Here is a 14,239-nt window from a genome sequence, read left to right on the forward strand (position 1 = left end):
TCGATGTCGAACGTGTCGCCCGAGTTCGCGGCCGCGGAGACGCAGGCGGACATGGTGGAGATCAACGGCAACCGGCTCGCGGTCGAGGTGCTCGGCCCGGAGGGCGCGCCGGTGCTGATCGCGCACCACGGCGCACCGGGCCTCGGTTCGCGCGCCGAGCCGAGGGCCAGCTTCGGTCGGCTCGCCGACACCTATCGGGTGGTGGTGTTCGACGCGCGCGGCTCCGGGCAGAGCGAGGGCAACGGATCGTTCAGCCACGAGCAGTGGGCCGCCGACATCGACGGGCTGCGCGAGTGGATCGGCGCCGAGCAGGTGATCATGGCCGGCGGCTCCTACGGCGGGTTCATGGCGATGGAGTACGCCACCCGCTACCCCGAACGGGTGCGGGCGCTCGTGCTGCGCGACACCTCGCCGGACAACTCGCACGAGGAGAAGGCGCTGGCCAACGCGCTGGCGTCGTCGCGGGTGGAGATCGACCGGGAGAAGCTGGACCGGATCTTCGCCGGCACCGTCCGCGACGACGACGACCTGCGCGACTGCTGGCGGGAGATCCTGCCGCTGTACGACTACCACTACGACCCGGACGCGGTGGAGCGCAAGGTCGAGGCCACGCCGTACCGGTACCGGGCGCACAACCACGCGTTCCAGGTGAACATCCCGAACTACGACCTCAAGCCCGTGCTGCCGAAGGTCACCGCGCCCACGCTGATCACGGTCGGCCGCACCGACTGGATCACGCCGGTGGAGTGCAGCGAGACGATCGCTAGGCTGATCCCCGGCTCGCGACTGGTGGTGTTCGAGAAGTCGGGCCACTCGCCGCAGATCGAGGAGGCGGAGGCGTGGACGAAGGTGGTGCGCGAGTTCCTGGCGGAAGTCTGCCCCGTTCGGTGAGACCGCTCGACGATCTCGACCGGCAGATCATCGTCGCGCTGCAGGGCGACGGCCGGGCCAGCTGGACGTCGATCGCCGCCGTGTGCGACACCTCGGTGCCGACGGTGGCCCGGCGCGTCCAGCAGCTGATGGCCGACAACCTGCTGAAGGTCGCGGTCCTGCCGAACCTGGGCAGCACCGGTCCGGTGGAGACGTTCTTCACCCGGATCGGCTGCCGCCCCGGCACCCAGCTCGACGTCGCCGAACAGCTCGTCGCCCGGGACGACGTGCGGTGGGCGTCGCTGATCACCGGCACCTACGACATCGCGATCGAGCTGGTGGTGACCTCCGGCCCGACCCGGTACCCGAAGACCATGCTGGAACTCCAGCAGATCGACGGCGTGCAGCGCTGGTACAGCGACCTGCTGCTGCACGTCTACAAGGTCTCGCACGACTGGTACAAGCAGCTGCTCGAGGACCAGGAGCCTGGCCCGGTCGAGGTGGCGCTGTGCGCGCCGCAGCACCTGGACAAGGTCGACTGGGCCATCCTGGACCTGCTGCGCGACGACGGCCGGGCGAGCTTCAAGACCATCGCCGGTGCCCTGGACCTCAACGAGAGCACGGTCCGCCGCCGGTTCGAGCGGATGATCGGCGACGGCTGCGCTTCGGTGTTCACCATCGTGCCCGCGCCGGTGCTCGGCCTGGAGGCGGAGACCCTGCTGTGGGTCACCGTCGAGCCGGCGAAGCTCGCCGAGGTCGCCGCCGCCCTCACCCGGCACCGCGCGGTGCGCTTCCTCGGCGCCACGCTGGACGGGAACGCGCTGCTGTGCGAGGTGATCGCGGACTCGACGCGTGGGCTGTTCGAGTTCACCACGTCCACGCTGGCCACGCTGTCGGGTGTGGTCGGCTGGAGCGCGTCGGTGGAGCTGCTGACGCTCAAGCGGGGTTTCGTGGAGACCCCGTGGTGGCGCGACCAGTTGGCCGAGCACCGCGCCGAGCTGTCGGCCGTGCTGCTGGACCGCGGCGCGTCCTAGCCTTCCCCCTGGCTTTCCCCGCGCGTCACCTTGACGTGCTTGCATCACCGCCATGCGTAGATCCCTGTTCGTGCTGCTCCTGGCCGTGCTCGCGATGGCGGGCCTGACCGTTCCCGCGTCCGCGACGGTGCCGGTGGTGCGCCCGTTGACCGTGCTGTCGTTCAACATCCACCACGCCGCCGGTCCCGACGGGGTGACCGACCTCGACCGGCTGGCCGCCGAGATCCGTCGCACCCGCGCCGACGTGATCGGCATGCAGGAGGTGGACCGGCACTGGGGCGAGCGCAGCCACTGGGCCGACCAGCCGGCGGAACTGGCCCGCCGCCTCGGAATGCACGTGGTCTACGGCGCGAACCTGGACGAGGAGCCCCCGGCGGCCGGGGAGCCGCGCCGCCAGTACGGCACCGCGATCCTGTCCCGGTACCCGATTCTGAAGTGGCGGAACACGCCGCTGCCGATGGCCAGGCCGGGGGAGGAGCAGCGCGGCCTGCTCGAGGCGGTGGTGAACGTGGCCGGCGTCCACGTACGCGCGATGACGACCCACTTCCAGCACAACAACGCGGAGTCGCGGCAGCTCCAGGCCGAGGTGGTCGCCGACGCGGTACGCACGTCCCGCGAGCCGGTGGTGCTGACCGGCGACCTGAACGCCACCCCCGACGCGCCGGAGATCAAGACCTTGACCGCGTTGCTGAGCGACCGGGGCCGCGGCGCCACCTACCCAGTGGAGGACCCGGTCTCCCGCATCGACTACGTGCTGACCCGCGACGCGCTGCCCCTGTACAACCGCGTCCTGCCGACCGCGTCCAGCGACCACCGCCCGGTCCTGGCCACCCTCCTGGTCTGGCGCACCCGCTGACCCGACCAGCTGAGGGTGCCGATCCTGGTAGCATGCGTGCCTTCGTGAACGCGCAAGCCACATTGATGTCGTGTCAGTTGGCGTCGATCGAGGTCAACAGGGCTGTTCGGGCACGGTTCGGCATCGGGTACGCCGCTTCAGCGGACATCGTCGACAAGGCCATGTCCGGCGTTGCAACACCCGATGGCAGACGAGGTCGTCAACCTCGGTAAGCGGATCGATCCGAACGGACCGCGCTCACTCGACGCCATCCACGTCGCTTCCGCGATGCTGCTCGACGCGGACCTGCTGATCACCTACGACAAGCGCATGATGGATGCCGGCGAGCACAACGGGCTGCGCTGCTCGGCACCCGGTCGTTGACGTGTTCGCTCAGTGCGGGCGGGCGTCCTTCGCCGACTGGTGGACCTCGGCGAGGTCGTCGGCGGTGACGAGGCGGTATTCGGCGATGCGTTTGCCGACGGCGAACCTCGGGTTCTGGATGCGGCCCGTTCTCGCCTCGGCGTAGGGGTCGGCGAGTTCGCCGAAGGCTATCTGGGACACCACGCGGATCGCGTCGTCGACGCGTTGGGGGCGGTCCAGGTTCCAGGCGTGGCCGGCGCGCCAGTCGCGGATGCGTTCGTAGATCCGGCGGTTCGTCGGCGGGAACGGGGAGTCGTCGTCGCCGACGAGCCAGGGTTCGGCGAGCGCCAGGGCGACGTACCACTCCTTCGAGTGCCTGGTCAGCTGGCCCTTGCGGATGTGCGGCTTGAGGTCGGTGTCCCGCCGGCCCGGCAGGTCCGGCTCGTCGGACGCCGGGGCCGGGGTCACGGTGAAGGTCAGCAGCAGGTCGGTGAACAGCTCGGCACCGACCTGCTTGCCGGCCAGCACCACCAGCTCGTTCTTCCCCTGGTCCAGCATCGCCGACATCTCGCGCACCAGCGTCACCCGCCGCGCCCCGCCCGGCGCGTCGAGCAGACTCGACAGCCGGCCCTCGTTGGCGCCCAGCCACCGCAGGGTCGCCGCCTCCTCGCCGACCACCAGCTCCGCCAGCGCACCCGACACGTGCCGCGCGCTGCTCGGCAGCCGCACGGCCACCCGGCCCCCGCCCGGCGGGTACGCGGTGTGCGGGTCGCGGCCGAACACCAGCCGCTCGCCGGACCGCAGCAGCACCGGGTGCAGATCGGTTCCGCGCACCATCACCTGCATTCGACCCCCCATGGTCACCTTCAGCGTAGTCACCTCGGCCGCCCCGCGGACCACCACAGCAGGCCGGCCAGCGCCAGCGGCACCGCGCCGACCAACCCCGCCCCGACGACGAGGTGGAGCACGAAACCGATCGTCTGGGTAGCGAAGTACAGCGGCGGTCCCCAGGTCCGGCGCAGCCACGTGCCGACGATGCCCACCAGCGCCACCACCGACAGCGCGGTGCCGACCGACGCCGGGTTCAGCACCGCCTCGCCGACCGAGCCGGGGCCGCTCGCCCGCCGCACCCACCCGTCGATGTTCAGCACGAGCGCCAGCCCGTTGGCCGCCGTGACGAGCGCGAGCAGCGCCAGCGTCAGCGTGCCGTACCGGCGGGAAGCCGATGAGAACGTCATGTCCAGGACGGTAGGAGGTCGACCTCCTGCACCGGGGGAGGAAACTTCCGGCGTCAGCAGAGCTCGTCCAGGTCGTCGACGGCCGCGTCGGCGAGGTTCGCGCACAGCCGCTCCACCGCGTCCTCCGGCTCGACGAACCACACGGCGACGTCGGTGTCGGTGCCGGCGGAGGCCAGCCGGCGCCCGTCGGGGGAGAACTCGATGTGGTTGGGCGACGCGGCGTGCCCGTCCAGGACCGCCAGCAGCTCCCGGTTCCGCAGGTCCCACAGCCGGATGAACGAGTCCTCCAGCGTCACGGTCGCCAGCGTTCGCCCGTCGGGGGAGATCGCGAGCTGCCGCACGACCGCCGGGTGCCGGCCGAACTCGGCGCGCAGCGCACCGGTGGTGGCGTCACGGATCTGGAGCATCCCGCCGGTGCCGGCGGTGACCAGCGTGTGGCCGTTCGGCGTGTAGACCGCGGTGGTCAGCGACTCGTCGCCGAGCTGGTGGCGCTGGTCGCCGGTGAACGACGGTACCGGCCAGGTCACCATGTTCGCGGCCGACTCGCCCCCGGAGCCGGTGATCACCAGCAGCGTGTCGCCGCCGGGGGAGAAGGCCAGCTCGAACGGGTTCTCCTCACCCAGCTCCAGCTCCGCGCGCTCGGACCCCGTTCCCAGGTCCCAGGCGGTGATCCGGTGGTCGGCGTCCGTGTCGCCGGAGATGATCGGCTCGCGGTGCGCGGCGACGAGCCAGCGGCCGTCCGGGGACACCGCCAGCAGACCGTGGAACTGCCGGCCGTCGAGGGCGATGGTCCGCTCCTCGCCGTCCGGCGGGGTCACGGTGATGACCGCGTTGCGCGAGGCGGTGACCCTGGTCCCGTCCTCGGCGTAGCGGACGGCGAACGCGCCGCCCTCGACCCGGTCCCCGTCGTCACCGGTCTCCTCGCCGGTGGTCACGTCCCACGTGTACAGCGCGCCCTCGGCATCGCCCGCGGTGAGCCGCCCGCCGTCCGGGTGGAAGTCGAGCCCGGTGACCGCGCCGAGCGGCTCGGTGTGCCAGCCGGACCGGCTGGACCAGCGCAGCACGGTGCCGTCGCTGGTCGCCGCGATCCTGGTGCGGCCGTCCCCGGACTCGGCGACCGCGAGGACCGTGCGACCCACCGAGGTGCCGGCGCGCGGGCCGTGCGGGAGCCCGCCGAGGTAGCTGCCGCTGAGCGGGTCCCACACACTCAGCGTGCTGGTGTCGCTGTTGGTGTAGAACAGCGACCCGTCGGCGGAGAACGCGATCGACGTCGGGCCCTGCGCGGCGTCGGTGGAGTGCCGGGTGATGTCCGGCATCTCCCGCACCGGCGCGCCGGTCCGCGGGTTCCAGAACCGGATCAGGTTGTCCGACACGCTCGCCGTGGCCATCAGGTCGTGGGTCATCGCCACCTGCACCGGCGTCGAGTCGTGCACGGAGTTGTCCCGGTGGGCGTAGCTGCTGCTGATCCGCCTGCCGGTCGACGGCTCCCACAGCTCGACGCTGCCGTCGCTGTGCCCGACCGCGAGCCGGTCGCCGTCGACCCCGTAGGCGAGGCCGGTGGTGTCCTGGGCGCGGTCGGCGACCCACCGGATCAGGTTGCCGGTCCTCGGGTCCCACTCGCCGACCCACGCGGTGCTGTCCGCCCGCACCGACGGCGCCGCGATCGCGTTCCCGTCGGGGCGCCACGCGATCGGCCCGAGCGCGATATTCGCCTCGGAGAGCTGCCGCACCAGCGTGCCGTCCGGTACTTCCCACACCCGGATCCCGGTGCCGTCGCCCTCCGAGTCGATCGAGGACACAGCGAGCAGCGAGCCGTCCGGGGAGAACCGCACGGCGGTGACGATCCCGGCGCCGGTGACGTCCACGTCGAGCGGCTCGGCCGCCTCGACGTCCCACACCACCACCTCGCCGAGGCCGCCGACCGCGACCAGCGAGCCGTCCGGGCTGACGTCGGCGGCGGACAGATCGTTCACGCCGGTGGCGAAACCGGCAGGGTAGCTCAGCATCGGCGCGGACAGCAGCGCGCCGCGTGCCTCCGGGGTTCGGCTCGTTCGCCAGCCTTGGAGCGCCTTGCGGATGGCGTCGACCGGGTCGACGTCGCCCTCCTCCAGTGACTCCGCCGCGAGCTGCCTGGACAGCGAGACCGCGGCCGCCCGCTCGGCCTCCTCGCGGGCCAGGACCGCGACGAACCCGGCGACCAGGGCGATCACCAGCAGGCTGGCCAGTCCGACGGCCAGGCCGCGCAGCCGCCGCGTGGTGCGCCGCCGGTCGCGTTCGCTGGCCCGCAGGAACGCCCACTCGTCGGGGGTGAGGTCGGCCCGCCCGGTCGCCCAGTCGAGCGCCGCGGCCAGCCGCGCGCCCCGGTACAGGTCGGCCCGGTCCTCCCCGCGGGCCCGCCAGCCCGCCGCTGCCTCGTCGAGCTGCTGGCGGATGAGCAGGCCCTGCCGGTCCTCGGCCACCCACTCGCGCAGCCGGGGCCATGCGGTGAGCAGCGAGTCGTGCGACAGCGCGACGCTGGAGCCGTCGACGGTGACCAGGCGCGTGGCCACCAGCCGCTCCAGCAACGGCGCGGGGATCTCGGCGCGGTGCGCCCGGCGGCGTGCGATGCCGCCGCCGTCGAGCAGGGTGACCATGCGCAGCAGCGCGGCCCGCAGCGCGCGCTGTTCGGGCTCGGCGAGGCGGGTGAACACACCGTCGGCGGTGAGCGCCACGGCCCGGTCGACGCCGCCGGTGGCCTGGTAGCCGGTGAGGGTCAGTACGTTGCCGGAGCGGTTGTGCCAGGTCTCGCGCAGCGCGTGCGCGAGGCGGGGCAGCGCACCGGGGTCGCGGCCGGAGCCGCCGCTCAGCACGTCGGCGATCAGCCGGTCGGCCAGACCGGGCTCAAGGACGAGCCCCGCCGCCTCGGCCGGTTTGGTGACGACCTGGGTGAGCTCGGCCGCGGTGAGCGGGCCGAGCACGTACGGCGCGGCGAGCGACGGCTTGAGCGGGTCGAGCGTGATGCAGTGCTCGACGAAGTCCGCGCGCACCGCGAGCACGACCCTGGCCGGCCACGCGCTGGCGAGGGCGATGGCGAACGCCTCCCGCTCGCGCGGATCGGTGGTCTGGGTGAACAGCTCCTCCAGCTGGTCCACCGCGATCACCAGCGGGGCGTCCGCCCGGGCGGCGGCGGCGCGGCACAGCTCGCCGAACGTCGCCGGCTGGTGGTACAGCTGCCGGGCGAGGTGGTGCGCGTCGGCGCGGGTGAGTGCGGCCAGGCGCGCGGCGAGCGTGCCGATCGGCCGCTCGCCGGGGGTCAGCGCGAGCCGAGGGGCGGACGGGCTGTGCCTGGCGTGCGCGGCGAGCAGGCCGGCGTGCAGCAGCGAGGACTTGCCGGCGCCGGACGCGCCGACCACGAGCAGCGGCCCGGAGTCGGCGCGCTGGCGGGCGAGCCGGGCCAGCAGCTCGCGCACGGCCTGCTCACGGCCGAAGAACCACTCGCTGTCGCCGGTGCCGAAGCTCTGCAGGCCGGGGTAGGGGCAGCGCTCGCGCACGGGCCTGGTGACCGCGTCGTCGGCGTCGTCCGCTCCCGCCACCGGGACGGTCGGCTCCGGCCCGCCGACGGTGGCCAGCAGTCGGACGAAGTAGGTCTGGCCGGGGTCGCCGCCGGTCGGCAGGTCCACCACGGCAGCGGCCCGGGCGTCGGCGGTGACCGCGGCGGCGGCCGCCATCAGCTCGCCCGCGCTGGGGTAGCGGCGCCTCGGGTCCTTGTCCATGCCGGTGCGCACGACCAGGTCCATCGCCGGCGGGATCCGGCGGTCGAACAGTGACGGCGCGGGCGGTGGGTCGTTGAGCTGCGCGGTGAGCTTGCTCGGGGTGTCCGGGGCGGGAAAGGGCACCCGGCCGGTCAGGCACTGGAACAGCACGCAGGCCAACGAGTAGACGTCGGACGCGGCGTCGACCTCGCCGCGCACCAGGCGTTCCGGCGCCATGTAGTCGAGGGTGCCGATGTACTCGCCGGTCTGGGTCAGCTTGGTGACATCCGGGGCGACCGACCGGGCGATGCCGAAGTCCGCGAGGTAGGCGGTGCCGTCCGCGTCGACGAGGATGTTCGCCGGTTTCACGTCCCGGTGCAGCACCCCGTTGGCGTGCGCGGCGTCCAGCGCGGCGGCGACCTGGGTGAGGATCTCGTTGGTGCGTAAGGGATCCAACGGCCCGTCGGCGAGCAGCTGTTTGAGGTCCTGGCCGTCGACGAGCCGCATGTCCAGGTACAGCCGGTCGTCGATCTGGCCGTGGGCGTGGATCGGCACGACGTGCGGCGCGTTCAGCCCGGCGACGATCCGCGCCTCGCGGCGGAAGCGGGCGCGGTACTCCTCGTCGGCGGTGGCCGGCAGCCGCTTGAGCGCGACGTACCGTTCGTGCACGGTGTCGTAGGCGCGGTGCACCTCGCCCATGCCGCCTCGGCCGAGCAACTCCTCGACGCGGTACGGACCGAACATCTCCGCTTCGTCCGGCGTTTCCGACGCCGAGACCTCCGACACCGCGTCACTCATGAACCACTCCCCAGTCACGTCCGCGATCAGCCTACGGCCAGGAGAAGATTATTCACATGCGGTGAACATCGCGGAGATCGCCGCGTCCCGGGCGGAGCCGGTGAGGCCGTCCCACAGGTAGTGCTGGACCGCGTCCACGCAGGTCGCGAGCGCGTCCCGGGTGACCCGCAGGTCGCTGTTGCGGTCCTCGGCCCGGTCCCGTTCCCGCTCGGTCGTGGTCGCCCGGTCGGTGCGGTCGGCGAGTTCGGTGCGCCGGTCGTCGAGTCGGTCGGCGAGGTCGTCGTGCTCGCCGCTGGTCGCGAGGTAGAGACCGGCGAACGTCCCGGCGGTCAGGACGAGTACGACGGCGACCACCGTCAGCACCACTCCGCTTCTGCGCGGGCCCATCGGCGCCGGCGGCCCGCCTGCCCCGATGGGCGTTCCGATGGGTGCGGGTCCGGCGGGCGGGGGCGGCGTCCATGGCCGGTGCGCGGGGTCGGGAAAGGAGAACTTGTCGGTCGGTCCGGTGAGCGAGCTGGTCATGGTCGGCCTACCTCCTGCAGTTCGTGAGCAGTTGGTCGACGGCGGCGTCGAGCGCGGCGTCGTCGCGGGTGCGGGCCGCCCGGACGGTCCGTTCGGCCGGGCCGGCGCAGGCGCGGAGCGTGACCACCTCGGCCGCGAGGTCGGTGTGCTCGGCGTCCAGGTCGGCCACGGCGGACCGGGCGGTGCCGATTCGCGCGTCCTGGTCGGCGAGCTCGCGCTCGGTCCCGGCCAGTTCGCGGTCGAGCCGCTCGGTCTCGCCGTCGGCCAGGACGAACAGCACGCCGAACAGGATCGTCGCGGCGGCGAGCACCGCGACGACGAGCGCCAGCGGCAGCGTTCTGTTCCGCCCGGGGATCGGTAGCGGCTCGTGCATGTCGGCTCCTGTCAGAGGCGGGATTTCCTTGCCCCGCCAATGATCCGGAGAAAGCGCCGGCCCGGTGACCGGAAGGTTCCGGCAACCGGTTGAATGACCGCCATGGCAAAGGCACCACGAGACATCGAACGCATCTACTCGACCGAGGACGTCGTCGCCAAGCTGCGCAGGCTGGCGGACGCGCTGGAGTCCGAGTCGTCCTTCCGCATCCAGATCGCCGGCGAGCGCTTCCGGGTCCCGGCCCGGGCGCAGTTCTCCATCGAGCACGAGCGCGGGGACGACGAGGAGGAGATCGAGTTCCAGCTCAAGTGGAAGCTCGACGACTCCGACGACTCCGACGGCGAAGCGGTCGTCTGACGGCTAACGCCGGTCACGCTGCCCGGGGAGCCGGAGCAGCGTGACGCCGTAGCCGACCAGCCAGCCCACCCAGAGGAGCCAGCCGGCGAGGCCGAGGAGCCCGAGCGGACCCTCGGCCTCGATCACCAGTGGCGTGAGGGTGGCCGAGGCGAACAGCAGCGCGGCGGCGACCAGGCCGAGCCGGCCGTGCCAGGCGGCGAGGAGTCCCGTCCGCCTGCCGGCGAGGGACAGCCCGGTCAGCGCGAGCGCGAGGAACGTGCCGTTGAGGGTGAACAACGCGTCGTGCAGCGGCCACAGCGGCGCGTCCGGGTCCAGCCCGAGCGCGAGCCGGATCGCGACGACCGAGGCGAACGTGGCGTTCTGCAGGAGCAGCCCGGCGAACCCGACCAGCGACCAGGCGTCGCCGCGCTCCCGCTCGGCCGGCCACAGCACCGCGACCGCCGCCGCGCCGAACACCGTCGCCAGTACCCACGCGAGCGGGATGACCGCCGTCCCGATGCCGGTGATGCCGGCGTGTGCGGTGAAGAACGCGACCACGTCACCGGTTTCCGCGCCGGTGAGCGGCAGCCCGGCCGGGACCAGGACGAGGTTGGCGAGGACGATCAGGACCGCGAAGCCGATGGCGGCCAGGCCACCGGTCCGTGCGAAGTTGAGTTTACGCGTCATATATTCAATATAATGGACGGAAACCATGAGTGACGACGCCGGCCGGCGCCGGTACGACTCGCTGCGCCGGACGACCCAGGCGCACGAGACCCGCGCCGAGATCGCCCGCGCCGCCCGGCGGCTGTTCGTGGCCAAGGGGTGGGGCGCGACCACCGTGCGGGACGTGGCGCGCGAGGCGGGCGTGTCGGTGCCGACGGTCTACGCGGCGTACCGGAACAAGGCGGGTCTGGCGGGAGCGCTGGCCGAGTCCGCCGATCTGGACGCCGACCTGCCCAGGCTGCTCGCCGACCTGGAGACCGCTCCGGACCCGCCCGCCCAACTGGCCGCGATGGCCGGCTACGACCGCCGCCTGTTCGAGCGGGCGGCCGACGTGCTCGCCCTGGTCCGCGACGCGGCCCGCACCGAGCCGGCCCTGGCCGCGGCGTACCGCGACGGTCGAGCCGGCGGCGACCGGACCCGGGTCGAGGTCTTCACGTCCTGGCCGCCGGGTGTGCTCCGGCCGGGCGTGGACGTGCCGACGGCGGTCGACATCTACGCGGCCCTGTGCAACGTGGACGTGTACACGGTCCTCGTCGAGGAACGGGCCTGGTCACCGGCGAGGGTGGAACGGTGGTGGGCCGAGGCCCTGGCCAGGGAACTTCTCGCCTAGCGTTATCGAGCTCCTGTTACCGTTGCTAACGTGACGAACAACCGCGAGCGCATCATCGAGGCGGCGATCGCCCTCCTCGGCGAGGGCGGCCGCGACGCGGTGTCGACCCGCGCGGTGAGCGCCGCCGCCGGCGTGCAGGCTCCCGCGATCTACCGCATCTTCGGCGACAAGCAGGGCCTGCTCGACGCCGTGGCGACCCACGGTTTCGAGGCGTACCTGCGGTCCAAGACCGCGCAACCCCCCACCGACGACCCGGTGGCCGACCTCCGCCGCGGCTGGGACCTGCACGTCGAGTTCGGCCTCACCAACCCGGCCCTCTACACCCTGACCTACGGCGACCAGCGGCCCGGCGTAGAGCCGCCCGCCGCCCGCCAGGCGTCCGCGATCCTGGCCGGGTTGATCCACCGCATCGCCGCCGCCGGCCGCCTGCGTGTCCCCGAAGAGCAGGCCGCGCACCTGGCCCACGCCGGCGGCCGCGGCGTCACCCTGACCCTGATCTCCCTCCCCGAGGACCAACGCGACCCGACCCTGTCCACGATCGCCCGCGAGGCCGTCATCGCCAGGATCACCACCGACCCGACCCCGGAGTCCGACCACGGCCCGGCCCCGGCCGCCGTCGCCCTACGCGCCGTCCTCCCCGACACCGACGCCCTCACCACCCGCGAACGCGACCTGATGTCGGAGTGGCTGGACCGCATCGCCGCCGCCGGCTGACCGGCGCTGGTCGGGGTTACGGCTCGATCGCGGCGAGGAGTTCGTGCATCGACGACGCGGGGTTGTCCTGGGGAAAGGCGGTTCCGTTCCGCTCGTGGCGGCGGGCCAGCCGGGCGGCGCGCTCCTTCGCGGTGTCACGCAGGCACACGTACCTGTCGCCGTCGATCCGCTTGCCGGAACGTCCGTCGAGCTTTCGGCTCAACCGTTCGGCCGCGGCTGTGTCGAGAAAGGCGGTCTGGTCCTCGAGATGCAGGATGAGCCACAACTCGAAGCACGGATTCGAGATGGCGAGCCGGATACCGTGCTCCTGCGCCAGGCGGATCGCCCGCATCAGGTTCGGGTGCTGTTTGGGCCATTCCACGTCGAAAACACACCAGCACTCGTCGACCTCGTCATCATTGCTGCGGTCGATCGCGCACCGCACCAGTGTCAGCGGCACTCCCTGCTCCGGCGCGATCTCGACATTGATCGAGGTGTTGTCGCGGACACTCGGCAACCGCTTCAAGGCCCTGAGATAGTCGGGTTCGGATGCCTCGCCTTCGCAGAACACCACCACGGTCTTGCGTTCCGGCCTGGTCGCGGTCCTCCGGCGGAGGTCCTTCGCGCGCGTCCTTCTTGCTCCCATCGAGTCAGCCGATCAGGCCGAGCGCGCGCAGCATTTCCGTCCGGTCGACGTCCGGCAACGCGCCGAACCGCCCGTGCAGGTATGCCTTCTCCAGATTCTGCGACTTCCGCACCCGTTCTCCGGCGAACTCGGCGAGGGCGCCGAGGCGGGTCGATCCGTCGTCCAGTTTCTCCGTCAGCCAGACCTCGTCACGGTTGAGTTGGCCGAGCAGGCTGGTGTCGTGCGAGGTGAAGATCAGCTGGGCGCCCTCCGGGTTGGTCACGGGATCCTGGAACAGGCGGATCAGTTGCGCGGACAAGGTGGGGTGCAGGCTGGCGTCCAGTTCGTCGAACAGCACGCGGGAGCCGTTCTTGAGCGCGGTCAGCACCGGCGCGATCAGCGCGAACCAGGTACGCGTTCCCTCCGATTCGGCTGAGAAGTCGAGTGGTAGCCGTTCGTGGCCGCTTCGATGCACGAGGCGTACCCTGCGTCGCATACGCGGCGGGGGAGAGTCCCTCTCGACGCCCTGGAGATCGATGGGTTCGTCGTCGATCAGCACGTCGTCGATGCCGAGGTCGGCTATACGAAGCAGGGCCAAGGCCCTCGTGCGATCCTCCTGCGTCGGTGACAGCAGATCCCCGAACCCGGGCAGCGGTGTTTGGCCATCGTCCACGGGATCCTCGAACCAATGACGAGTCTGCGCGAACCGGGGTCGACGCCTCCGCCAGTGACTACTTGTCACCGGCGCCCCCAACACCTGTGTGTTCAGCAGGTCGCGGGTGAAGCCGGAGACGTGTGGCTCGTTGAACCGGCGGGCCGCGGACAAGGCGAGCGTCGTGCTGGTCAGGAGCTCTCGGGCGCCTGACAGCTGTCCGAGTCCGCGCTGCAGCGTGAGCTCGTTCCCCTCGCGTTCGAAGATCCGCCGTCGCTTCCTTTCCGGATAATGGAACAGGCCCTCGTAGTGAACCCTGTCCCGGTTCAGTTCGAGGACGTACTCGAAGCGCACGCCTCCGACGACGGACTCGATGGTGAACTCGGCCGGACGGTCCGGGTCGTCGGTGAACGCGAACGGTTCGAGCGGTATCCCGTCCTCCCAGAACCGAAGTGAGTCGAGCACGGCGAACTGGAGCCAGCCCAGTGCGGCGATGATGTTGGACTTGCCGGAGGCGTTCGGCCCGTAGATGGCCGAGACCGTGAGCAGGCTCGCGTTCAGGTTGGGTGCGGGGCGCGCCTCCGCGCGGTCGCGGTCGACGGCGACCATCGACAACTCGACGGGGTGAAGTATCGAACGGAAGTTCGATACTTCGAACCGGATCAGCACCGCAGGTCCTCTCTCGGCGTCCAGGGAGCGCGTACAACCTCGATTTCGTCGAAATCCTACGACAATCTAGCGCTGTTCGTCGCCACGCCGCTCGCTCCGTCATCCGGGGGTGCGCTCGCAGGGCGCTAGGACATCTGGGTGAACCCTCCCCGCTGGGTGGTCCG

15 protein-coding genes are annotated in these 14,239 nt (G+C 71.8%); 7 read left to right on the plus strand and 8 right to left on the minus strand.

What is annotated here, in order from left to right; all coding sequences use genetic code 11:
• The first annotated feature begins 3 nt into the window (after positions 1–3).
• The 4 genes from JT362_RS10050 to JT362_RS10065 all read left to right on the plus strand — a co-directional run bounded on the left by JT362_RS10050 (position 4) and on the right by JT362_RS10065 (position 3,123).
• Entirely contained in the window at positions 4–891 is an 888-nt protein-coding gene (locus tag JT362_RS10050; protein ID WP_260190818.1) for an alpha/beta fold hydrolase, read from the plus strand.
• Entirely contained in the window at positions 888–1,904 is a 1,017-nt protein-coding gene (locus JT362_RS10055; protein WP_260190819.1) for an Lrp/AsnC family transcriptional regulator, read from the plus strand. Before JT362_RS10050 ends, JT362_RS10055 begins: the two co-directional genes overlap by 4 nt.
• A 52-nt stretch (positions 1,905–1,956) precedes the next feature.
• Positions 1,957–2,760 carry an endonuclease/exonuclease/phosphatase family protein gene (locus JT362_RS10060; RefSeq protein WP_260190820.1) on the plus strand — a complete coding sequence of 268 codons (804 nt, stop codon included), beginning with the start codon at positions 1,957–1,959 and terminating at the stop codon, positions 2,758–2,760.
• Between the two features lie 183 nt (positions 2,761–2,943).
• On the plus strand, positions 2,944–3,123 hold the full coding sequence (locus tag JT362_RS10065) for a PIN domain-containing protein (protein WP_260190821.1): 180 nt from the start codon (positions 2,944–2,946) through the stop codon (positions 3,121–3,123).
• 9 nt (positions 3,124–3,132) lie between these two features.
• Here JT362_RS10065 and JT362_RS10070 read toward each other — a convergent pair whose 3' ends face one another.
• From JT362_RS10070 to JT362_RS10090, 5 genes are read right to left on the minus strand one after another with little or no spacing between them, the layout of a single operon-like run.
• Complete coding sequence (locus tag JT362_RS10070) at positions 3,133–3,960, minus strand: hypothetical protein (RefSeq protein WP_260190822.1); 828 nt, start codon at positions 3,958–3,960, stop codon at positions 3,133–3,135.
• 17 nt (positions 3,961–3,977) lie between these two features.
• A complete protein-coding gene (locus JT362_RS10075) occupies positions 3,978–4,340 on the minus strand; it encodes a hypothetical protein (protein WP_260190823.1) in 363 nt (120 codons plus the stop codon).
• 53 nt (positions 4,341–4,393) lie between these two features.
• The gene (locus JT362_RS10080; protein ID WP_260190824.1) at positions 4,394–8,869 is read right to left on the minus strand and encodes a serine/threonine-protein kinase; all 4,476 of its coding nucleotides are present in this window, start codon (positions 8,867–8,869) and stop codon (positions 4,394–4,396) included.
• Positions 8,870–8,917: 48 nt separating this feature from the next.
• A complete protein-coding gene (locus JT362_RS10085; RefSeq protein WP_260190825.1) occupies positions 8,918–9,391 on the minus strand; it encodes a hypothetical protein in 474 nt (157 codons plus the stop codon).
• A gap of 7 nt (positions 9,392–9,398) precedes the next feature.
• A complete protein-coding gene (locus JT362_RS10090) occupies positions 9,399–9,764 on the minus strand; it encodes a hypothetical protein (protein WP_260190826.1) in 366 nt (121 codons plus the stop codon).
• A 102-nt stretch (positions 9,765–9,866) separates the two neighbouring features.
• Here JT362_RS10090 and JT362_RS10095 point away from each other — a divergent pair, with 102 nt between their 5' ends.
• Entirely contained in the window at positions 9,867–10,121 is a 255-nt protein-coding gene (locus JT362_RS10095) for an amphi-Trp domain-containing protein (protein ID WP_260190827.1), read from the plus strand.
• 3 nt (positions 10,122–10,124) lie between these two features.
• On the opposite strand, the gene JT362_RS10100 is transcribed toward JT362_RS10095, so the two are convergent.
• On the minus strand, positions 10,125–10,787 hold the full coding sequence (locus JT362_RS10100) for a hypothetical protein (protein WP_260190828.1): 663 nt from the start codon (positions 10,785–10,787) through the stop codon (positions 10,125–10,127).
• Positions 10,788–10,812: 25 nt separating this feature from the next.
• On the opposite strand from JT362_RS10100, the gene JT362_RS10105 reads away from it, so the two are divergent.
• Both JT362_RS10105 and JT362_RS10110 read left to right on the plus strand, forming a co-directional pair.
• Positions 10,813–11,436: a TetR/AcrR family transcriptional regulator gene (locus JT362_RS10105; protein ID WP_260190829.1), complete on the plus strand. Its 624-nt coding sequence runs from the start codon at positions 10,813–10,815 to the stop codon at positions 11,434–11,436.
• A gap of 30 nt (positions 11,437–11,466) precedes the next feature.
• The gene (locus tag JT362_RS10110) at positions 11,467–12,150 is read left to right on the plus strand and encodes a TetR/AcrR family transcriptional regulator (protein WP_260190830.1); all 684 of its coding nucleotides are present in this window, start codon (positions 11,467–11,469) and stop codon (positions 12,148–12,150) included.
• A 16-nt stretch (positions 12,151–12,166) separates the two neighbouring features.
• Here the strand turns inward: JT362_RS10110 and JT362_RS10115 are convergent, their stop codons facing one another.
• Positions 12,167–12,706 carry an RloB family protein gene (locus tag JT362_RS10115; RefSeq protein WP_260190831.1) on the minus strand — a complete coding sequence of 180 codons (540 nt, stop codon included), beginning with the start codon at positions 12,704–12,706 and terminating at the stop codon, positions 12,167–12,169.
• A gap of 73 nt (positions 12,707–12,779) precedes the next feature.
• Entirely contained in the window at positions 12,780–14,075 is a 1,296-nt protein-coding gene (locus tag JT362_RS10120; protein WP_260190832.1) for an AAA family ATPase, read from the minus strand.
• Positions 14,076–14,239 lie beyond the last annotated feature (164 nt).

Source organism: Actinophytocola gossypii, from assembly GCF_025165815.1.
Taxonomy (GTDB): domain Bacteria; phylum Actinomycetota; class Actinomycetes; order Mycobacteriales; family Pseudonocardiaceae; genus Actinophytocola; species Actinophytocola gossypii.